At 64.2% G+C, this 20,984-nt stretch carries 18 protein-coding genes; 5 read left to right on the plus strand and 13 right to left on the minus strand.

Annotated features, from left to right (window positions below; genetic code table 11):
* Positions 1-141 precede the first annotated feature (141 nt).
* The 4 genes from QM672_RS17905 (at position 142) to QM672_RS17920 (ending at position 2,413) form a co-directional block, all read left to right on the plus strand.
* Positions 142-387 carry a BrnT family toxin gene (locus QM672_RS17905; RefSeq protein WP_415084165.1) on the plus strand — a complete coding sequence of 82 codons (246 nt, stop codon included), beginning with the start codon at positions 142-144 and terminating at the stop codon, positions 385-387.
* On the plus strand, positions 377-691 hold the full coding sequence (locus tag QM672_RS17910) for a BrnA antitoxin family protein (RefSeq protein WP_415084167.1): 315 nt from the start codon (positions 377-379) through the stop codon (positions 689-691). Before QM672_RS17905 ends, QM672_RS17910 begins: the two co-directional genes overlap by 11 nt.
* Positions 692-887: 196 nt before the next feature.
* On the plus strand, positions 888-1,775 hold the full coding sequence (yghX, locus tag QM672_RS17915) for a YghX family hydrolase (RefSeq protein WP_394313207.1): 888 nt from the start codon (positions 888-890) through the stop codon (positions 1,773-1,775).
* A 332-nt stretch (positions 1,776-2,107) separates the two neighbouring features.
* Positions 2,108-2,413 carry a hypothetical protein gene (locus QM672_RS17920; RefSeq protein WP_311940558.1) on the plus strand — a complete coding sequence of 102 codons (306 nt, stop codon included), beginning with the start codon at positions 2,108-2,110 and terminating at the stop codon, positions 2,411-2,413.
* A 64-nt stretch (positions 2,414-2,477) separates the two neighbouring features.
* Here the strand turns inward: QM672_RS17920 and QM672_RS17925 are convergent, their stop codons facing one another.
* The 12 genes from QM672_RS17925 to QM672_RS17980 all read right to left on the minus strand — a co-directional run bounded on the left by QM672_RS17925 (position 2,478) and on the right by QM672_RS17980 (position 18,858).
* The gene (locus tag QM672_RS17925; RefSeq protein WP_415084170.1) at positions 2,478-5,453 is read right to left on the minus strand and encodes a type III effector HrpK domain-containing protein; all 2,976 of its coding nucleotides are present in this window, start codon (positions 5,451-5,453) and stop codon (positions 2,478-2,480) included.
* A gap of 300 nt (positions 5,454-5,753) precedes the next feature.
* Positions 5,754-6,569, minus strand: a complete 816-nt coding sequence (locus tag QM672_RS17930; RefSeq protein WP_149250627.1) for an IclR family transcriptional regulator — start codon at positions 6,567-6,569, stop codon at positions 5,754-5,756.
* Between the two features lie 64 nt (positions 6,570-6,633).
* Complete coding sequence (locus QM672_RS17935; RefSeq protein WP_415084172.1) at positions 6,634-7,833, minus strand: aminotransferase class V-fold PLP-dependent enzyme; 1,200 nt, start codon at positions 7,831-7,833, stop codon at positions 6,634-6,636.
* 162 nt (positions 7,834-7,995) lie between these two features.
* A complete protein-coding gene (locus QM672_RS17940; protein ID WP_367624923.1) occupies positions 7,996-8,487 on the minus strand; it encodes a RidA family protein in 492 nt (163 codons plus the stop codon).
* Positions 8,488-8,522: 35 nt separating this feature from the next.
* Entirely contained in the window at positions 8,523-9,515 is a 993-nt protein-coding gene (locus tag QM672_RS17945; protein ID WP_415084175.1) for an ABC transporter ATP-binding protein, read from the minus strand.
* A complete protein-coding gene (locus tag QM672_RS17950) occupies positions 9,512-10,519 on the minus strand; it encodes an ABC transporter ATP-binding protein (protein ID WP_415084231.1) in 1,008 nt (335 codons plus the stop codon). Before QM672_RS17950 ends, QM672_RS17945 begins: the two co-directional genes overlap by 4 nt.
* 8 nt (positions 10,520-10,527) lie before the next feature.
* Positions 10,528-11,754 (minus strand): amidohydrolase/deacetylase family metallohydrolase, encoded by a 1,227-nt coding sequence (locus QM672_RS17955; RefSeq protein WP_415084177.1) that lies wholly within the window; start codon positions 11,752-11,754, stop codon positions 10,528-10,530.
* Between the two features lie 3 nt (positions 11,755-11,757).
* Entirely contained in the window at positions 11,758-12,621 is an 864-nt protein-coding gene (locus QM672_RS17960) for an ABC transporter permease (RefSeq protein WP_394313199.1), read from the minus strand.
* Positions 12,621-13,562 (minus strand): ABC transporter permease, encoded by a 942-nt coding sequence (locus QM672_RS17965; protein ID WP_149250634.1) that lies wholly within the window; start codon positions 13,560-13,562, stop codon positions 12,621-12,623. The genes QM672_RS17960 and QM672_RS17965 overlap by 1 nt, the downstream gene beginning before the upstream one ends.
* A 166-nt stretch (positions 13,563-13,728) precedes the next feature.
* Entirely contained in the window at positions 13,729-15,261 is a 1,533-nt protein-coding gene (locus tag QM672_RS17970; protein ID WP_415084233.1) for an ABC transporter substrate-binding protein, read from the minus strand.
* Between the two features lie 124 nt (positions 15,262-15,385).
* Positions 15,386-17,008 carry a serine hydrolase domain-containing protein gene (locus tag QM672_RS17975; protein WP_415084180.1) on the minus strand — a complete coding sequence of 541 codons (1,623 nt, stop codon included), beginning with the start codon at positions 17,006-17,008 and terminating at the stop codon, positions 15,386-15,388.
* A 314-nt stretch (positions 17,009-17,322) separates the two neighbouring features.
* Positions 17,323-18,858, minus strand: coding sequence for an ABC transporter substrate-binding protein (locus QM672_RS17980; RefSeq protein WP_415084181.1), 1,536 nt, complete (start codon positions 18,856-18,858; stop codon positions 17,323-17,325).
* A gap of 331 nt (positions 18,859-19,189) precedes the next feature.
* On the opposite strand from QM672_RS17980, the gene QM672_RS17985 reads away from it, so the two are divergent.
* Complete coding sequence (locus tag QM672_RS17985; RefSeq protein ID WP_246683519.1) at positions 19,190-19,951, plus strand: potassium channel family protein; 762 nt, start codon at positions 19,190-19,192, stop codon at positions 19,949-19,951.
* 6 nt (positions 19,952-19,957) lie between these two features.
* On the opposite strand, the gene QM672_RS17990 is transcribed toward QM672_RS17985, so the two are convergent.
* Positions 19,958-20,950 (minus strand): carbohydrate kinase family protein, encoded by a 993-nt coding sequence (locus QM672_RS17990; protein WP_415084184.1) that lies wholly within the window; start codon positions 20,948-20,950, stop codon positions 19,958-19,960.
* Between the last annotated feature and the right edge of the window lie 34 nt (positions 20,951-20,984).

The raw sequence follows: 20,984 nt of genomic DNA on the forward strand, positions 1-20,984 counted from the left end.
CTTCAGCCTTGGAAGCACGAAAGGAGCGCCCAAAGGATGGTCCCCTTGTTATGGGGCCTTTTTTTGTATATACAAAAAGATTGACAAAGAAAGATTTGTAGCTACAAAAAGCTATGGAGCTCGTCTGGGACGAACCAAAGCGTGCTGCCAAACCTTGTAAAGCATGGGTTGGATTTCGCTCATGTCGAGGAAGGATTCGACTTCGGGACGGCAATCGCGCTTGAGACATCGCCGAGCAGGAACGGTCGCAGGCGCATTCGCATGATTGGCGAAATGAACGGTATCCTATTGGTCGCCATGATCGTTTCCCCACTGGGGTCGGAGGCATTGTCGATCATCAGCCTCCGCACCGCGAGCAAGAAGGAATGTGAGCTCTATGGCTGGTAGGAAGGCATCAGATTACATTCCAAACTCCGTCTTTACGAGGGAAGACTGGAGCGAGGTGTCTGACAATCCGACATGGAAGAAGGCGGACTTTGCCAAGGCAAGGCCGGCTGGCGAGGTCCTGCCGACGGAGATGATGGATGCGCTGAAGAAGCGATATCGCGGGCAACGTGGCCGACAAAGGGCGCCGACGAAGATGCTCGTTTCGCTGCGCCTTGATCAGGATATTATCGATCGGTTCAAGGCGGATGGGCCTGGTTGGCAGTCACGGATCAACGAGGCGCTGCGCAAGGCGCTGGCGGCATGAGATAACTGCCGACAGTGGAGGCTATCTCCTTCACCATGACGAGGACTCTTCGGCGAGGCGGCAGCTTGAAAGGCATCTGAGTAATCTGATGCTCTCGCGCCGCTCGCAGCACCCGGCCATCTCGCCATTGTGAAGACCGCCGGCCGGCAGATCATGTAGTCTGCCCCCAGGATCCACTGGGATGGAGGGACGATCGATGACCCGGATGACGGCCAAGGATTTCCCTCAGGAACTGCTTGAACTCTACGACTTCTATGCGCATGGCAAGATCTCCAAACGGGAGTTCCTCGATCGCGCCGGCAAGTTTGCCGTGGGTGGCCTGACGGCAGCGGCCATTCTTGCCTCTCTCAGCCCCAATTACGCCTATGCGCAGCAGGTGCAGTTCACCGATCCAGACATCGTGGCCGAGTACATCACTTTTTCCTCGCCCAAGGGGAATGGCGAGGTGCGCAGCTATTTCGTGCGCCCGGCCAAGGCGACGGGTCCCGTTCCCGGTGTGGTCGTCGTCCACGAGAACAGGGGCCTCAACCCCTATATCGAAGATGTGGCGCGGCGTGTCGCCAAAGCAGGGTTTGTCGCCCTCGCACCCGATGGCTTGAGTTCGGTCGGTGGTTACCCCGGCAATGACGACAAGGGGCGGGACCTGCAGGCCAAGGTCGATCCCGAAAAGCTGATGAACGATTTCTTTGCGGCAACCGAGTTCCTGATGAAGCACAAGTCGGGGACCGGCAAGGTCGGCATGACCGGCTTTTGCTATGGCGGCGGCGTCGCCAATGCCACGGCCGTGGCCTATCCCGAGCTCGCGGCCGCGGTGCCCTTCTATGGGCGCCAGCCCAAGGCCGAGGACGTGGCGCGCATCAAGGCGCCGCTGCTGATCCATTATGCGGAACTCGATACCCGCATCAACGAGGGCTGGCCGGCTTATGAAGCTGCGCTCAAGGCCGGCGGCAAGACCTATGAGGCCCATGTCTATCCCGGCGTGAACCACGGCTTCCACAACGATTCCACCCCGCGTTACGACGAGGCGGCGGCCAAGCTCGCCTGGGACCGGACAATCGCCTGGTTCGGGCGCTATCTGGCCTGAGGCACTCGGGCCCGATCCGGTTTTCAACGTGTCGCTGTGCGACCTGCCGTTCCCTGCCAAAGTGCAGGATGCGCCGGTTGCCTATGATGGCGGGACGGCCTCATCCGGGCGCTGACGGCTGCCATGTGGCGGCCGGCAAGTTAATCTGACATTTCACGATTTTTTTGCTACGGAATGAAAATTCCATAGAAGGGTGGTTGTCTTACTATTTGAACAGGCACGACCTATATACGACGGAATATGTTGGATGCTGGGTCCGGCATCGATATTTTGGCCGCCGTCCTGCCCAAGAGGCAGGCACCAGGATAGTGTAGGATATTGGGCGTTTTACGATGCGGAATCCGCCGAAGCCGGACCCCGAATTGCTGCGGACCTGCTATCTTTCCGGGCAGATGACCGAGGCTCAATGGCAGGAGCATGTCGCCAATGGCGATGTCGAGGAGCTTGCCGGCGCCGCGGACGACAGTGCCTCGATTTCGCCCCTGGAAGCCGCAATGATCCTCGGCAGGGAGGCCATGCAGTTGCGGGCCCGGCAATTCATGGACAAGCACCCGGAACTCTCGGTTACCGATCTCATGGTCGAGTTCGCTTTGCTCGAGGCGGAGCTGCTGATCGCGTCGAGAAACCGAGCGGCATAGCCAGGCGTCATCGAGGAGGGTCGACGGGCCGGCTTCGTCGATCAGATCCGCCGCACTGGGCGCGTCAGGATGTGCCGCTGCCGGTCTGCGGCCAGTCCTCTTCCGGGACATCCCAGATATCGCCATTCTCCACGCCGTCGATCCCGTATTTCGTCAGGTAGCTGCTGAGCAGGTCCCCGAAATCGTCGGCGCGCTTTTGCTGCTTGCCTTCCTCGATCAGGCCCGGAAGTAGCAGGGCCAGCGCGCCGACGCCGGCCGCGGCTAAGCCAAGGCCACCCGCGGCCAGGGCCGGGATCAAGCGCGCCACATTGGGCGCAAACAGGGCAAGGCCCCCCTCGACGGTGGAAGCCAGGCCGGCCATGGCGCCCAGCGAGCCGGAGGCGATGCTGATGCCGCCGCTGACCGTATCGCCCTTGCGGATCGATTGGACGCCGTCGAAAATCGCATAGGCGCCGGCGGCCATGCCGGCGATGCCGCCGGCTCCCTTCGCGGCGTTTTCGAGTTTCTTCAGGTTGGACTCCAGCTCCTTGTAGAATTTGGACTTGTCCTGCAGGGCCTGGCTTTCCGGAGAAACGTCTTCGAGAAGCGAGCCGACATGGTCGAGAAGGTCGCCGCTGAGCTTGCTCTTCACGTCCTTCAGATAATTCAGATAGGCCTTGGAGCCGCCTTCCGTGAGGATCGTCGCGGTCTGGATCGAACCGGTGGTGATGTCGGCGATCTGGCGGCTGCTGAGCCGGCCGGATCCGCTGGCCCCCTTGGCGATGGTGACGCCAGCCAGGAAGAGGCCGCTGACGCCATGCAGCACGCCTCTGTCGGAAGCCGCCTTGATCGACGAATCCGGGCTGAAGAGCTTGAGCTCGTTGATCGATTTCGCGCCCTGTCGCAACAGATCCCAGTCTCCCCTGAAGGAAGCCAGGATCTGGTCTGGCCTTGCGACCGTCCCGTCCTTGTTGATCAGGAATTCGGGATTATCCTTGCCGATCTGCTCGATGAGGCTCTTGACCTTGGCCTCGTCGAGCCGGTCGCCGCCATCGACGCCGAACGCCTTCTTCAGATCGTCGAAGGATGCCCCGTCGAAGGCCTTGTCCTGCGCGATCTTGGTGAAGTTCTCGTTCAGCTTGGCGTCGAACCTGCCGGTGAAGTCGGAATCGAGGGCGGCGTTGTAGAGCGCAACTTCCATGCTGAAGGCGCTGGCTGCCTTCTCGAACGAATTGTCCCTGATAAGGTCTTTCAGGCGATCGCCCGATGCCAGCGACTTCTCATAGAAATCCTGTAGCTCGCCATTATGCTTGGAACTCTTGACGGCGTCCTGGATTTCGGCGGCGTTCTTGAGCCCGAGGGCGCCCTGGAACAGCCGTGCGGTTTCAAAGAACTCGGCAAGAACCGCCTGCTGGTCGGCCTTGCCGTCCTTCGTCTTCGTGTCCCACAGGCTGTCGAGCGCCTTACCGGACTTGATCTCCTCGCCATAGGTCTTTTGCAGGGCGTCCTTGAGACCCTTGTTTTCGTCCAGCAGCTCGGTCATCTGCTTGGCGCTGTTCTCGTCCAGATATTTGACGACGTCCGGATCGTTTTCGAGCGTCTTGATGTGGTCGTTGACGTCCTGAAGCAGCTTCTGCGGATCGGGATGACTGCGCACGCGGTTGGCGATGCTGACGATGGAATAGTCGTCCTTCCACATGCCGGCCTTGGCGCCGTCGGTGATCAGCTTCTGCGCCTTCAGCAATTCCTGGAGGGCGGCCGCCTTTTCGGGTGTGCCGTATTTTTCGGGGTGCTCGAACAGGTCCTGGTTCAGCGTCTTGGTGTCGATGCCGGCGACGACATTGCCATCGGCGATCGTGGACAGCAGGGCGATGGCCGAACCGGCATCCTTGGGCGCCTGCTTTTCCAGCCAGCTGGTTACGTCGTCCTTGCTCAGCTTGCCGTCGGCCTTTAGCCGTGTCGGGTCCTTCGCCGTCTCCAGCCGGTCGAAGGCGCCCGGCTGCGACCAGAAATTGAGCGCCTCCTTGAAGTCCCCGCTGATCTGCGGGTTCTTGCGCATGTAGTCCTTCAGCGCGTCGGCCGTCAAAGTCTCGCCCGAGCCGGTCTTGCCTTTGATCGCATCGTAATTCTCGGCGAGGATGGCGGTATATTTGGCGATCGTCTTGGAGGCTTCGTCGGCGCCGGGATTCTTTTCCAGGAAGTCCTTGTAGCTGGCGATGTCTTCGGGTTTTTCCACTGCCTGGAGAGCGGAGAAGCCATATTTGCCGAAATCCTGGAGCCGGCCGGCCTCCGTGCCATGCCTGGCTTCCCCGCTCTTGGTGAAGCCGTCGATGCTGGTGTTGGACACGTCGCTTCCCGACAGCGGCTTGCCATTCTCGTCATACATCGTGACGCGATCGAGAACCTGGCTGGCCCGGTAGGCGGCGTTGGCGTCATGCTCGAAATCGCCGACCCGTTCCTTCAGCATGTCCTTGACGCCGCTCTGGTTGCCCAGATTTTTGAGCAAGGGGGAATCGTCGATGATCTCCTGCGCCGAGCGCTTGTCGTCGGCCGGCAGTTCCCATTGGATGCCGATTTTCTCGGCCTGTTCCCGGGCTGCCTTGTCGTCATCGGCGGAAGCGACGTGCTGGAGTTCGCCTTTCAGGTTGGAGAAGCCATATTTGCCGAAGTCCTGCAGCCGGCCGGCCTCCGTGCCGTGCCGGGCGTCGCCGTCCTTGGTGAAGCCGTCGACACGGCCATTGCCCATATTGCTGCCGGCGATCCGGTTGCCGTTCTCATCGAATTTCTCGACATGTTCGAGCACCTGGGCGGCTCTGAACGCGGCGTCGGCATCCGTTTCGATATCGCCGCCGACCCTGTCTTCCAGCATGTCCTTGACGCCGCTTTGATTGCCCAGATCGCGCAGCAGCGGGGTGTCCTTGATGATATCCTGAGCCGAGCGGTGATCGTTCTCCGGCCGCTTCCAAAGTATACCCGCGTCCTTGGCAGCTTTCTGGGCCTGATCCCATGCCTTGACAGCCGATGGGTCGATCGAGGCGGAGTTTATTTTAACGACAGGCAAACTATTATTAAATGAATTGATTTTCATCACGACGAACAAACCTTTCCTGTCTCAGGGACATTACAGTCCGATACGGTTAAGGTTGTCGGATCTAAGCGGTCCTTCATGAATTGCATGTGACAGGTCGGACAATATCGCGACTGCATGCGGCATCGGGCGACCGCTGGCAGCATCCGCGGGCCATGGCCGATTTTTTGATTTCAGGGGTTGTCCGGGGATATGCCGCGTGATTGCGAGCGCGCATCATCGCTTGTGATGCGTCAGCCGTCGGTGAGGCCACAAACGCCGTGTCGATCCCCCTCAGCGCCGGGCCTGCCACCCCAGCCGGCTCTCGATGCGCCGGGCACTGGCCTTGACCAGGGCGATCAGATCAGGGTCCTTCTGCTCGAGCTTCCTGTCCGGCACCACGATCGAGATCGTGGCGCGGCAGGCGCCCTGGCTGTCGCGGATCGGGGCGGCGATGCAGGCAACCGCGAAGTCGGAATCGCCGGCCTGGATGGAAAGGCCCTGTTCCAGGGCTTCGGCCGCTATCCTGGCCAGCACATTGTTGTCCGTCTCGGCCCGGCCGGTCGGCGAGGCGACCGCCGAGCGCGCGAAGATTTCGCGCCGCTCCGCTTCCGGCAGATGGCCGACCAATATGCGGCCGGATGCCGTCCAGTTCAGCGGGCTGCGCGTGCCGACGCGCGAGGTGACCTGGAAATGGTCCTTGCCCTCTTCCATGGCCAGCACGACCATGTGGTCGCCGTCCCGCCCACAGATCTGGATGGTCTCGCCCGAACTCTGGGCGAGCTCATGCATCTCCTGCTCCGCCACGTTGAGGAGGTCGAGCGTGCGCGCATAGGTCAGGCCATAGTGATAGAGGCGGGGCCCGAGCCAGAGCAGGCCGCCATCCTGGCGGTCGAGCATCTCCTTCTCCACCAGGTCGTCGACGATGACATAGATCGTCGACAGGGGCGCGCCGATGTCGCGCGCGATCTCATAGGCGGTGGCGGGACGCTCGACCTTCTGCAGATAGTCGAGAATCTGCAGGGCACGGTCGATGCCGCTGGTGCGCGAGCGGCGCCGGGTGGCACCGCCTTCGTTGGCGTCGTCACGCTCGAGGGCTGTCGTGGACATGGGATTCGGAGCTTTCCATCATGCATCATTCTATGCCGCGGTCGCGGCAATGAACAAGCAGGGCTCAGTCCGGCCATTGCAGAATGGCGGCCTCCTTGGCCAGCAGGCGATCCTCGAAGGGGGTGGCGATCGGCAGGTTGGACTTGCGGGCTTGTTCGAGTTCCTCGGCGAGGCGGGCCGCTACGATGTCTTCCTCGTCCGGGTGCAGGTTGCAGGGATCGAGGAAGAAGTAGCCGTGCTCGACCTCGTGATCGCGCACGATCACCGGACGATCCCCAGCGGCCAGACGGTCGGCCAGGTCCCAGGCGGTGATGCGGGCCTCCTGCGGGTCGATGAAGACCTGGAGCCGATCGAGCGGATTGTTGGTCGGATCGGGGACGATCACTGCCTTCACGCCCTGCTTGCCGTCGAGAACCGCCAGCCAGCAATCGAGGGCCTTGCGCTCGCGGGCGCGGATGCCGTCATGATCGCGCGTCTTCCAGGCCTGCAGGGCGGCCAGTGTGCCGACGATGCCTTCCTTGCCCACCTTCATGCCGCGGCCGATGCCCCGGTTCTGCAGATAGACATTGCGCACCAGTTCCTTGGGGCCGGCCACGATGCCGGAGGTCGGACCGCCCAGGAATTTGTGGCCGGAATAGAGGACGAGGTCGGCGCCATCGGCGAGGAAACCCTGAAGGTCATATTCGGAGGCGGCATCGACGATGACGGGAATGCCGCGCTCATGGGCGACCTTGGCGAAGACCCTGAGCGGGATCTGCGCATAGTCGACCACGTGGTGGGAGACCACATAGACGGCGGCGGCGGTGCGATCGGTGATGGCGCCGGCCAGATGGTAGGCCGAGGCGCTGGTGGCCTGGCCGATCGGCACGACCTTGGCGCCGGTGAGGCGGATCGCCTGCTCGACAGGGGCGCCGTAGCTGACCATGTGGCCGGACTGGATGATCACCTCGTTCTTCAGGCCCGTCGCATCGGGCAGGCGTTCGATGGCGGCAAGATCGCTGCCGGTCATGGCGGCGGCGACGGCGAGGCTGATCGCGGCCGAGCATGAGGCGGTGATGAAGCCCGCCTCCGCGCCGGTCAGGTTGGCGATCACCGCGCTCGCCTTGCGATGCAGGTCGCCGAGTTCGACGAATTCGCTGAGGATCGCCGAGACCGCTTCCACGGCAGGCGGCACCACGATGGAGGCACCGAGCGAGGTCATGGTCCCGGATACGTTGATGACGGGCCTGAGGCCAAGGCGGCTGCGGATATCGTTGGTGGACATGGGAGGGTGCTCCGAAGGGCGATGAAGGATTGACGCCAATGCGTATTGGCATCGATTCTTTCTGGGACCGCTGGCTTCCAGCCGGCTCTTCTTCTCCATCCGGCGGGGGGGTGTCCAAGAGCCGGCTGGAAGCCAGCGGTCCCAGGAAACGATAGGCTGCCGTCAGTCGATGGCCACGATGGCTTCGATCTCGACGGTGATCTGGCCGGGCAGCGAGCCCTGGCCGACCGCTGAACGGGCATGGACGCCGCCGTCGCCGAAGACTTCGATGAACAGGTCCGAACAGCCATTGATCACGGCCGGATGCTGGGCGAAATCGGGCGCCGCATTGACCATGCCGAAGAGCTTGACCACCCGCCGTACCCGGGAGAGATCGCCGAGCGCGTCCTGCATGACGGCGATCAGGTTGATGCCGGTCAGGCGGGCGTGCTGATAGGCTTCCTCGACCGAGACTCCGGCACCAACCTTGCCGGTGTGCGAGCGGCCGTCGGCATGGTTCGGACCCTGGCCGGACAGGAACAGCAATTTGCCCTCCTGCACATGGGTGACGAAATTGGCGATGGGCGCGGGCGCAACGGGAAGCTTGATTCCGAGGGCTGCCAGCCGCTCATAGGGCGAGGCGTGCGGGCGTGGAACCGTCCCGGAAATGGTCATTGAAAAACACTCCAATTATGCAAATAGCCCGGTCTTCATGCGAAGAGCTCGGCTTGACGGATGCAGGCGACATAGTGGCCACCGCCGATAGGCTCGACCGGCGGTATGGTGGTCGAGCAGGCCGGCGCGGCGGCGGGGCAACGGGTCCGGAACACGCAGCCGGAGGGCGGCGCGATGGGGCTGGGAATGTCGCCCTGCAGCGGCACGCGCGTGCGCCGGCGGGTGGGGTCGGGCACCGGCGCAGTCGCCAGCAGCGCCTTGGTATAGGGGTGGCGCGGGGCGGCATAGACCTGCCGGCTCGGGCCCCGCTCCATGACGCGGCCGAGATACATCACCACCACCTCGTCGCACAGATACTCGACGACGGAGAGATCGTGGGCGATGAACAGCATGGTCAGGCTCAGCTTCTTCTTGAGATCGCCGAGCAGATTGAGGACCTGGGCTTGCACCGAGACGTCGAGGGCCGAGACGGGCTCATCGGCGACGATGAATTCGGGTTCGACCGCAATGGCCCTGGCGATGCCGATGCGCTGGCGCTGGCCTCCGGAGAATTCATGCGGAAAGCGCGTGGCATAGTCGGGCGACAGGCCGACCAGGCTGAGCAGTTCGGCGACGCGTTCGGCGCGCGCCTTGCCGCGCGGGTAGTCGCAGGTGTCGAGCGCCTCGCCGATGATGGCCGAGATGCGCATGCGCGGATTGAGGCTGGAGAAGGGATCCTGGAAGACGATCTGCAGCCGGCGTCGATAGGCCAGCATTTCCCTGGCGCTGAGGCCGAACAGGTCGACGCCGTCGAAGATCGCCTTGCCGGAGGTCGGCTCGACCAGGCGCAGCACCGAGCGCCCGGCGGTGGTCTTGCCCGAGCCGGATTCGCCGACCAGGCCCACCGTGGCGCCGCGACGGACATCGAAGCTGACATCCTCGACGGCATGCACGATACGCCCGTTGCGGGCTGGGAAATGCTTGGTGAGGTTCTGCACGCTGAGCAGAGGCGTGTCGGCCGCGGCCTGGGGGGAGGGGGCTGTCGTCATAGCTCGGCGCTCCGGATGCAACGCGAGAAGCTGGCCGCTCCCGTCGCGACCAGTTCAGGGACCGCGGCGCTGCAGGCCTCGAGCGCCAGGGAGCAGCGCGGCCCGAAGGCGCAGCCGGGGGGCAAAGCGGTGATCGGCGGTACATTGCCGGGAATGGAATGGAGCGCCTGGCGCTCGCCGCTGGCGTCGATGTCGCGCGTTGCGTCCGGGGTGCAGGCGAGCAGGCCCCTGGTATAGGGGTGGCGCTGATGGGCGAAGAGATCGATGACGGGCGCCTTTTCGACCACCCGGCCGCCATACATCACCACAACATTATGGGCGATCTCGGCGACCACGCCGAGATTATGGGTGATGAACAGGATGGACATGCCGAATTCAGCCTGCAGCCGGCGCAGCAGATCGAGGATCTGGGCCTGGATGGTGACGTCGAGGGCCGTGGTCGGCTCGTCGGCGATCAGCAAGGACGGATTGCAGGACAGCGCCATGGCGATCATCACGCGCTGGCGCATGCCGCCGGACATCTGGTGGGGGTAGTCGTCGAGGCGGGAGGCGGCATCGGGGATCTCGACATGCTTGAGCATGGCGAGCGCCCGGCGGCGGGCCTCCTGGCGGTTGACCGGCTCGTGCAGGGCGATCATCTCGCCGATCTGGTCGCCCACCGTGTAGAGTGGGTTGAGGCTGGTCATCGGCTCCTGGAAGATCATGGCGATCTCCCGGCCGCGCATGCGGCGGAACTGGCGGGGCGTGAAGGCGGCAAGGTCGTGCACGCTGCCGGCACGGTCGCGGAACAGGATCTTGCCGCCGGCGATGATGCCGGGCCTGGAGAGCAGGCCCATGATCGATAGGCTGGTGACGGATTTGCCTGAACCGGATTCGCCCACCACGGCGAGCGTCTCGCCGCGCTTGAGGTCGAAGGTCACGCCATCCACCGCCTTGGCGGTGAAGCGCTTGTTGACGAACCAGATGCGCAGGTCCTGGACGGAGAGGATGGTATCGGCCGCGATCGAGCCTGTCATGACTGCCACCCGCAATGAGGGCAGGCGTGCTTGCCAGTCGTCGGCGCCTGGGCCGGGACATAGCGCTCCGCGGCAATCACCTCGGCGCCCAGCACGACCTGGCGCGGCTCGAACACCCGGGTGAGCCGGCTGAGCGCGCCCTGCGAGTCCTTGACGGTGATGTCGGCGTCGACGACGTCGAACAGCGTGAATTCGGCCGGCCGGCCCTTGTCCAGCAACCCGTCCGCCTTGAGGCCGATGGCTCGGCGCGGCGCGGTGGTTACGGCGGCGACCACCTCCTCCAGCTTCATGCCGAGCGAGAGGAGCTTCGACATGGTGGTGGCCATGTCCCACACCGCCCCGTCGAGCGAGCGATTGTGCAGGTCGGTGGAGATGGTCCGGGGCGGCAGGCCACGCGCCAGGGCCGCCTTGGCGACGTCGAAGGAGAAGGAAGCGCCGCCATGGCCGACATCGAGCACGATGCCGCGTGCCGCCGCGTCCTCGGCGAGGCGATAGAGGTCCTCGTCCTCCAGGATCGAGCTGCCGGCCTTGCCGTTGAAGCAGTGGGTGACGATATCGCCCTCGGTCAGCAGGCCGAGGACGTCATCATAGAGCGGCGGCGGCTCGCCGACATGCACCATCAAGGGCAGCTTGAGGATGCGGCCGAGTTTCTTGGCGAGCTTGACGGGCGTGAGGTCCCAGCCGCCGGTGATGACATGGCTGGCGCGCACCTTCAGGCCGACGATGACGTCGCGGTTCTTCTCCACCGTGGCGATGATGCGCTCGAAATCGATGGAGCGGATGTCCATGAGTTCGCTGACACGGTTGCAGGCGACCAGGCCGATCGAGCCGAGATTGAGGAAGGCGTAGACGTTCTCCCGTGCCGGCTCGATGATGAATTCGCGCAGGCCATGGAAATTGGCCTCTCCGGCCGAGCCGGCATCGACCATGGTGGTGACGCCGCGCGCGGCGCCGCATTGTTCGGGCCTGAGCGAGATGTCGGTGCCGCCATACCAGACATGAACGTGAAGGTCGGTCCAGCCCGGCGACAGGAAGCGGCCGCCGGCATCGAGGATACTGATATCGTCGCCGGCCGTGATCGAGGTCGCGGCGTCGGCGATGCGGCCCTCACGGTCGACCAGGATGTCGAGGGGCGTGCCGGACGGGGCGGCGGTGAAGCCGATGGTCCTGGCCCCCTTGATGAGCAGCGGCCGGTCGGCCTGAGGGAAACGGTTGCCGATCATGGCTCAGATATCCTTTGCCAGGCGCGGATCGAGGAGATCGCGCAGGCCGTCGCCGACCAGTTGCAGCGACAGCACGGTGACGACGATGGCGGCTCCGGGGAACCACATCAGCCAGCCCGCCTTGTCCATGAATTGACGCCCGACGCTGATCATGGTGCCCCAGGTCGGCGTGTCGGGCGAAATGCCGACGCCGAGGAAGGACAGCCCGGCTTCGGCGAGGATGGCATTGGCGAAGATGAAGGTGCCCTGCACCAGCAGCGGCGAGGTGACGTTGCGCAGGACATGGCGCAGCAGGATCTTCCAGGTCGGTACGCCCAGCGCACGAGCGGCCTCGACATAGGGCAGTTCCCGGATAACCAAAGTGGAGGCGCGCACCACGCGGGCGAGGCGCGGGGCATAGACGATGCCGAGCGCGATGATGACGTTGATGGCGGAGGCACCGAGGGCGGCGACCAGCGCGATCGCCAGCAGGATGTCGGGGAAGGCCATCATCGCGTCGATCACGCGCGAGAGGGGGGTATCGGCCTCGCGGAAGAAGCCCGCGGTCAGGCCGAGCGCGATGCCGATCAGCGAGGCCAGCACCACCACGGCAAGGCCGACGGACAGGGAGGTCTGGGCCGCATAGAGCATGCGGGTGAAGATGTCGCGGCCGAGATCATCGGTGCCGAACAGATGGAGGAGGCTCGGCCCCTTCAGGCGATTGGCGACCGAGAGCTTGGTCGGCGAAAAAGGCGCGATCAGCGGCGCGAGGATCGCGGCCAGGGCGATGATGGCGAGAACGGCAAGACCGATGAAGGAGGTCGGCCGTCTGATCAGGCGCGACAGCAGGCCGGGTGCCGCCTGATAGGAGGGGGAGATGGCAGCCATTAGTAGCGCACCCTCGGATCGATGAGCAGATAGAGCATGTCGATGCAGAAATTGACGAGGACGTAGAGCCCGGCGATCACCAGCAGCGCCCCCTGGATCACCGGGTAGTCGCGCCGGAGCACGGCCGAGACCACGAGATTGCCGATGCCCGGCACGCCGAACACGGTTTCGGTCACCACGGCGCCGGAGATCAGCAGGGCCGCAGTCAGGCCGATGACGGTGAGGATGGGGATAAGCGCGTTCTTGAAGGCATGCCTGATCACCACGCGCCATTCGCTCATGCCCTTGGAGCGGGCGGTGCGGACATAGTCGTCCGAGAGCACGTCGAGCATCGAGGCACGGGTGAAACGCGTGATCAGGGCCGATGAGACCACGCCCAGCGCCACCGCCGGCAGCACCAGATGATTGAGGCGTTCGCCGAAGGACGCACCCGGCCCGCCATAGCCGGAGGTGTCGAACCAACCGAGCTTCACCGCGAAGATCTGCATGAGGACGAGGCCGAGCCAGAAGCTCGGCACGCTGGCGGCGAACATGGCGAGCGTGGTCGCCGCCTGATCGAACAGCGAGCCACGCCAATAGGCCGAGAGAATACCGACCGGCAGGGCGATGGCGCTGGCGATCAGCAGCGAGAACAGCGTGAGGAAGAAGGTCGGCTCGGCGCGGGCGGCGAGAGCCTGCGTCACCGGCTGGTTGAGGAAGATCGACTGGCCGAAATCACCCTGGACGAGACCGAGGACGTAATAGGCGAACTGGGTGATGATCGGGCCGTCCAGGCCGAGCTTGGTGCGCAAGGCAGCGATGTCGGCTTCGGACGCGTCGGGTCCCAGCATCATGGCGGCCGGATCGCCCGGCGTGACCCGGACGATGATGAACACGATCGTCACGACGAGGGCCATCACGATGATCATGCCGAGGAGGCGGTGGAGAATCGTGCGCAGCATCTGGGATCCTGGCGTTGTTCGAGGCCGGAGAGCGTGACGAGGCGATCTGAGCGGGATCGCGGGCACCGCCGGTGTCGGCTGGTGCCCGCTCTCAAGCCTCCCCGGGAGAGAAAAGGAGGCTATGTCAGCCCAGAGGCACTGGTCGTTCTTGGGGCCGCAGGGGGCCTTACTTGCCTTCCAGATAGGCGTTCCAGAAATAGGGCCAGGGGGCCGGCGTGACGCCCTTCAGGTTGGGGGCCTGGGCGGCGAGGGCATTGAAATTGCCGACCTTGTAGGCCGGAGCCTCGTCGTAGAAGGCTTTCTGGACGGCCGGCCACAAGGCCAGCCGCTTGGCGGGATCGGACTCGGCGTTGAAGGCGCCCAGTGCCTCATGCTTCTTGTCCGAGACCCACCAGCCGGGTGAGGTGTCCGACATGAAGCCGGTCAGCGACGGCTCGGGCAGGAAGGGGCTGTGGGTGATGTAGATGTCCCACAATTTCGGGTCGGTGCGGTTCTTGGTCAGCGTCGCCCACTCGACCACGTCGAGTTCGACCTTGAAGCCGGCCGCCTTGAGATATTCGGCGGCGACCTGCGCCAGCTTGTAGTGGAACTCATATTGGCGGCTGGTCAGGATGCGCAGAGGCTTGGAGCCGTCATAGCCCGCCTCCTTCAGCAAGGCGGTGGCGGCTTCGACGTCACCCTCCGGCTTGTAGGGCTGCGTTCCCTCTTCGGTGTGCCACTGATAGTCCTTGGGATAGAGGGCGCCGTCGACCGAGAAGAATTCCTCCGAGCCGAAGGCGGCCAGCATCATGTCCTGTGGGGAGAGCGCCGCCTGGATTGCCTTGCGGATGCGGATGTCGGAGGCGAGGCCCTCCTTGTTGTTCATGAAGAGGACAGGCCAGCCGAAGGGCTTCAGCAGGACCGGGGCGGTCTTGCCCTTGGAGATCTTGTCGAAAGCCTCGACAGGCAGGGAGTCGACATAGGCGAACTGGCCTGATGCGGCACCCTCGACGCGGGTATTGGGATCGGGCACCGGCACGAAGCGGATCTCGTCGAGATATTGCTTGCGCGCGCCGCCATAGCCGTTGGGCTCGCCCGGGCGGGACGCATACTCGTCGAAGCGCGCGAGTTGGATGAACTGGTCGGGCTTGCGCTCCTTGAGCTTGTAGGGGCCGGTGCCGATGAAGCTCGTCAGGGGATCCTGCCCGGCATTCTTGGCCGGAATGATGATCGCGGCGGCATTGTTGAAGGCAAGCAAAGCGAGCAGTGGTGCGTAGGGCTTCTTGAGCGTGATCTTGACGGTATGATCGTCGATCGCGTCGATGGCAGCGATCATCTCGGCCGTCTGCTTGCCGCGCGTGGCGATCTTCGTCCACCGCTGCAACGAGGCGACGACATCGGCGGCGGTCATCACCGAGCCGTCATGGAACTTGATGCCGGTGCGCAGGGGGATGGTGTAGGTCAGCCCGTCGGCCGAGATCTTCGGCATTTCGGCGGCCAGCAGCGGAGTGACGCCCCAATCCTTGTCGAAGGTGAACAGCGTTTCGAAAATATGCTGGGAAACGATGCCGACGAGGTCGGCGGTCGAAGCCATCGGGTCAAGCGTGGGGGGCTCACCGACGGTAGCAACGTCGATGACGCCGCCCTTGGTGGGTTCGGCCCAGGCCGGACCGGCGGCCGGAAGCAATGTCAGTGCAAGCAGGGCAGTCAGTCGGGCCAAGCGTCCCATAGTGCATCCCCTTGTTACATTACTATGTAATCTATAACTTATTTATGTATCACTATGCCCTCGATGCCGGGTTTGGTCAAGCCGGTTCGTTTAGCGAGCCTCTGCAGGGGGCGATTCAGGCATTGGCCAAGCGATGGAGCACAATGTCGGCGCTGCGGTCGGAATTGAGGATGATGGCGTCCTCCAGGCAGCGAACGCTGAACAGCCAGGGCAGTTCCCATGGCGCCGCCCGCCAGGCGTCATGCGTCTCGCGGCTGGCCGGATGGGCGAGGAAGAGATCGCGATCGCAGGGCTCCAGACCGAGATCGAGCGTCCCGAAAGACGAGGACAGGCGCAGGCCCGGGCCGTCGGCATGGTGATGGAAACGGGCCTCCAGCCCGCTCGACTCGTCGCGATAGCGCCCCGCCGGCAGGACGCTCCGGTCCGGCGGAACGGTGTCGACAAGCCTGAACCGGCGGCGGCGGCCGAACTTTTCGGTCTCGATGCTGCCGTCCGCCTGGATCAGGAGATCGTAGGGGGCCAGCCCCGCCCGGGGCCGAAAGCGGCCCTGCGCCACCTCCTCGAGTTCCGACGCCCCCATGCTGGAGACCAGGCTGGGCGTGCTGCCCTCGCTAGCGATACGGATGAGGGCGCTGGTGCCGTCTTCGCGATAGGTGCCCGCGCGGGCGGTGAGCAACGCGATCGCCGAGGGCGACAGGGCCGGCCCGCCTTCCAGGCCGAGGACGATGTCGGCGATGCGCCGGGTCAGGGCATAGGGTGAGAAATCGTCGTGATTGGCGAGGAGGACGATGCCGAGGTCACGTTCGGGAATGCGGATCGATTCCGAGCGCGAGCCGGCGATCCAGCCGCTATGGCCGACGCAGCGCAGGCCGCGGTGCCGGCTGGTGACGAGACCGAGGCCATAGGGGGAGGCGATGCCGTTGATCAGTGCGCCGGGAGCCTCCATGCGGGCGATCATCGTGGTGTCGCCGACCTTGGGTCGGCGTAGATTGGCCTGCCAGGCCAGCATGTCCTGAAGCGTCGAGACCAGCCCGCCCTCGCCGCCGATGGCGATGCCCCAGGCCGCCTTGAGCCAGCATCCGCCGGGGCCGCGGCGGTGATGGGTGGCGAGGCGCGGATAGATCTCGTCGTCGCGGGCCATCAGCCTGGTGTCGTGCATGCCGAGGGGGCCGGTGATGCGCTCGCGCAGGAGATCGTCGAAGGAGAGGCCCGAGACCTGTTCGAGGATTTCCGACAGCAGCAGGAAATTGGAGTTGGAGTAAAGGAGGTCCGTATCGGGCGGGAAGTTGAGGCCCTTCTGGCGGGCGACGATGGCGCGTGCGGTGGCGCGCGAGGACGGGGCCAGGATCGGAATGCCGGCCAGGATCATGGTGTCGAGGATGTCGCGCAGGCCACTGGTGTTGGCCGCCAGGTGCCTCAAGGTGATCGGCTGGTCATAGGCCGGCAGCCAGGGGCAATGCTCGCGCACGTCGTCGCCGAGCGAGAGCTTGCCTTCCGCTTCCAGCATCAGGGCCAGCAGCACGGTGAACTGCTTGCTCTGGGACGCGATGCGCACGACCGAGGTCGGCGACAGCTCGATGCCATGGGCAAGGTCGGCCATGCCGGCGCAGCGCTGGTAGACGACGTCGTCCCCGAGCGTCACCGCGACCACGAAGCCCGGCGAGGTTTTGCTGGCGAAGGGTGCGAAGAGAGCGTCGATCTCGGCGATGGCGGTCGAAGCGAGGGCTGGGGTGGTCATGGCATGTGACTTTCGAAAAATCGGGAGTGTCAGAAATTCCGTGTGCGGGCGGGCTGTTGAACACTACGTCGCATGGCCTTTCTGGGGTGGTGCCGCCCCTCACCCTTACCCTCTCCCCGTAAGGACGGGGCGAGGGGGCAGAGGCGTCGTGATCGCTTCTCAACCCTTTCATCTCGCCCCCCGGTCGGGCCAGATAGTGCGTGTTCAGTGTGAGGCGCTCGGTCGAAGTCCCCCTCGCCCCGTCCTTACGGGGAGAGGGTAAGGGTGAAGGGCAGCGCAACCGAGACGACAGGACGCGAGCGACCCCGCGACGATCATTGCTCGAGATAGACGTTCCAGAAGGCCGGCCAGGGCGAAGGCTCGAACCCCTTGAGCTTGGGAGACTTGGCCGAGAGGGCGCTGAAGTCGCCGATCTTGACGATCGGGGCCTCCGCCATGATCAGTTCCTGCACGCGCTGCCAGTGCTTGACCCGCTCGGCCGGATCTGAGGTTGCGTTGAGGGCCTCGACTGCCGCCCGGCTGTCGGGCGTGTCCCACCAGCCGACTGAGGCCGGCGCCAGGATGTTGATCAAAGCGGGTTCGGGCAGGAAGGGGCTGTGGGTGATGAAGATATCCCAGGAGGCCGGATTCTGGATCTGCTGCACCAATGTTGCCCAGTCGACGACATCCATCTTCACCTTGAAGCCGGCGAGCTTGAGATATTCGGCGGCGACCTGCGCCATCTTGTAGTGGAACTCGTATTGGCGGCTGGTGAGGATGCGCAGCGGTACCTCCTCGCCGAGACCCGCCTTCTTGAGCTCGGCCTTGGCCTTTTCGACGTCGGCGACATCATAATTGCCTTCGACGCCCGCATCCGTGCGCCAGGGATAGCCTTCCGGATACATGGCGCCGTCGACGGCATAGAATTTGGTGTCGCCGAAGGCGGCCGCCAGCATGTCGCTCTCGCTGAGCGCGAGCTGCACCGCCTTGCGCACACGCATGTCGGCAAGGACGCCCTGCTTGGCGTTCATGCGGATCATCGGCCAGCCGAAATGTTCGAGCAGCACCGGCTTCGACTTGCCGGCCTTGATCTTGTCGAACTGTTCGACGGGCAGCGAATCCGCATAGGCGAACTGGCCGGAGACCGCGCCCTCGATCCGGGTATTGGGATCGGGAACCGGCACGAAGCGGATCTCGTCGAGATATTGCTTGCGCGCCCCGCCATAGCCATCAGGCTCGCCGTCCCGCGAGCGATAGCCCTCGAAGCGCACGAGCTGGATATATTGATCGGGCTTGCGCTCCTTGAGCTTGTAGGGGCCGGTACCGATGACCTGCCTGAGCGGCACGTCCTGGTCCTCGGACGGCAGGATCACCGCGGCCGAATTGTTGAAGGCAAGCAAAGCGGGAAGTGGCGAATAGGGCTGCTTGAGTGTGATGCGCACCGTCAACGGGTTGACAGCCGCGATCTCGGCGACATTGGGGGCGACCTGCTGGCCGCGGGAGGCCACGGTCAGCCAGCGCTTGAGCGAGGCGACGACATCGGCCGAATCCATCGCGCTGCCGTCATGAAAGGTGATGCCCTGGCGCAGCTTGATGTCATAGATCTTGCCGTCCGGGCTTACCGTGGGCAGCGCCTCGGCCAGCAGCGGTGCGACGTTCCAGTTGCGGTCGAAGGTGAACAGGGTCTCGAAAATGTGCTGGCCGACCATGCCGACGATGTCGGTGGCGCTCGCCATCGGGTCGAGCGTCGGCGGTTCGCCGATGGTGGCGACATCGATGACAGCACCTTTCTCCGGCGCGGCCATCGCCGGGCTGATCGCCGGCAACAAAAGTACAGCCAGGGCTGCGGCCAGACTGAGGGCGCGCTTCATGGATCCTCCCCAAAATGATATTATAATGGAATATATATCTTATTTAGGGACTATGGTCGCATCCCCTTTCGGTGTCGTCAAGATGGTACCGGCTGCTTGCCGTCGGAGCGTATTTTGCGATGTGGCGCGATGTGAGAGCTGGTCCCGAAGGGGATAGCGGGTTTGCGCAACCTTGTGAGTAAACAGCTTGGGCGAACAAGAATCGGAAGGATTTGGCCAAGCACGACGTTAGGGTAGGGCAGCGTTTCCGCCCAAACGCGCTTTGGCCTAGTCTGAACGCCGGATGACATCCGGTTGGACAGGGAGGCCCATGGTTGAGAGGAAAAGCGGCATGATTGCGCTCGCGGATATTCGCCAGACGCTCCGGGGGCTTTATTTCGGTTCGAGCCGGAAAGCCGTCAGTTTCCAGATCCTGCGCTTCGTCATCGATGTCGGCATTCTCGTCTTCTTCATCGCCGGGCCGAGCATGAAGAACGAGGCCTGGCATGCCGCCATCAATGCCATCGTCGCGGCGATCATCGTGCTCGAACTCGCGGCCAGCGCCCTCGTCGCGCCGAACCTGAAGAAGTGGGTGCTGCGGCCGATGACCTGGATCGACCTGGCCATTCTCGCCACTTTCGTGGTGCCCGCCTTCTTCTCCAACCTGTTCCTGCGCGTGCTGCGCATCTGGTCGCTGAGCAAGAGCAATCTGTTCACGCTGGCGCTGCGCAAGTCGGGCTACCGGCAGATGGAAGACACGCTGCGCGCCGTGATCGATCTCACGGTGTTCCTGTTCCTGGTCTCCAGCTTCGTCTACACCATGTTTTACGCCAACGGCTTCGATGGCTATATCCAGGCCCTGTACTTCACGGTTGCTACGGTGACGACGACGGGCTTCGGCGACATCACCTTGCCCGGCAATCTCGGCAAGCTCACCTCCATCGTCGCCATGATCATCGGCGTGTCGCTGTTCGTCCGCCTCGCCCAGGCCATCGTGCGGCCGCACAAGGTAAATTTCAGCTGCCCCCAATGCGGGCTCTCCCGGCATGAGACGGATGCGGTGCACTGCAAGGCCTGCGGCCATGTCCTGAACATCCCGGATGACGGGGAGTAGGGGCGGTCAATCCTGCCCGGCCTCCAGGAGGGCCATGATCCCGGCGGCCAGCGCGGGCTCGATATCCATGTTTCCGATCATCGCCACCAGATTTTGACGCTCGACGGCACCGGCACCCGAACCGATGGTCGTGGCCGCGATGGCACCCGCCGCATTGGCAAGGGCGCTGGCGCCGGCGGGCGCCAGGCCGTTGACGATGCCGAAAATATAGCCGGCGGCGAAAGCATCACCCGCGCCGGTCGTATCGATGGCTTCGACCTGGGCCGCAGGCGAGACGACCCGAGGCTGTCGGCTATGGACGAGCGATCCCAGGGCGCCACGCTTGAGAACGACCTGTTTGGTGCCGGCCTCAACGAGGCGTTCGGCCGCCTGGTCGAGAACCGCATCGCTGCCGATGCCGGCAAGGAGACGGGCATCGGCCTCGCCCAGGAACAGGATATCGATTGCCGGCAAAAGAGGGAGAACCAACGCCCTGATCGTACCGGTGATGCCGGCGGGAATGTCGAGGCTGACGGCAGCCCCCGCTGCCCTGGCAAGTTTGAGCGCATGGAGGGCGGCCTCGCGTTGCGGCGCCTGCAGCAGGGCATAGCCCGATAGATGCAGCAGAGCCGTGCCGGCCAAGGCAGCCGGATCGACCTCCTTCGCGGCCAGGTGGGCATTGGCGCCGCGATAGGCGAACATGGTGCGCTCGCCGCTCGCGCTGACCACCACGACATTGAGCTGGGTTGGCTCGGCCTCGTCACGCCGGACCCAGCGCGTCTCGACGCCTTCGCGCTGCATCGCGGCCAGGCACCAGTCTCCCCAATTGTCCCTGCCGGTCTTGCCGATGAAGTGCACCGGCAGGCCCAGGCCCGCCAGGATCCGGGCCGTGTTGGCGCCGGAACCGCCCAGGCCATGGCTCTGGCGCTCGGCGATGCCTTCCCCGCCCTCCGGCGGATAGGCCGGGATCTGGAGGGTGAGGTCGACATTGATGTCGCCGAGGATTGCCACTGCCGGCATGATCTTCGCTTTGGCGCTGAACGGCGGATGCGGC

Origin of the sequence: Labrys sp. (in: a-proteobacteria), from assembly GCF_047605565.1 — a bacterium.
Taxonomy (GTDB): domain Bacteria; phylum Pseudomonadota; class Alphaproteobacteria; order Rhizobiales; family Labraceae; genus Labrys; species Labrys neptuniae.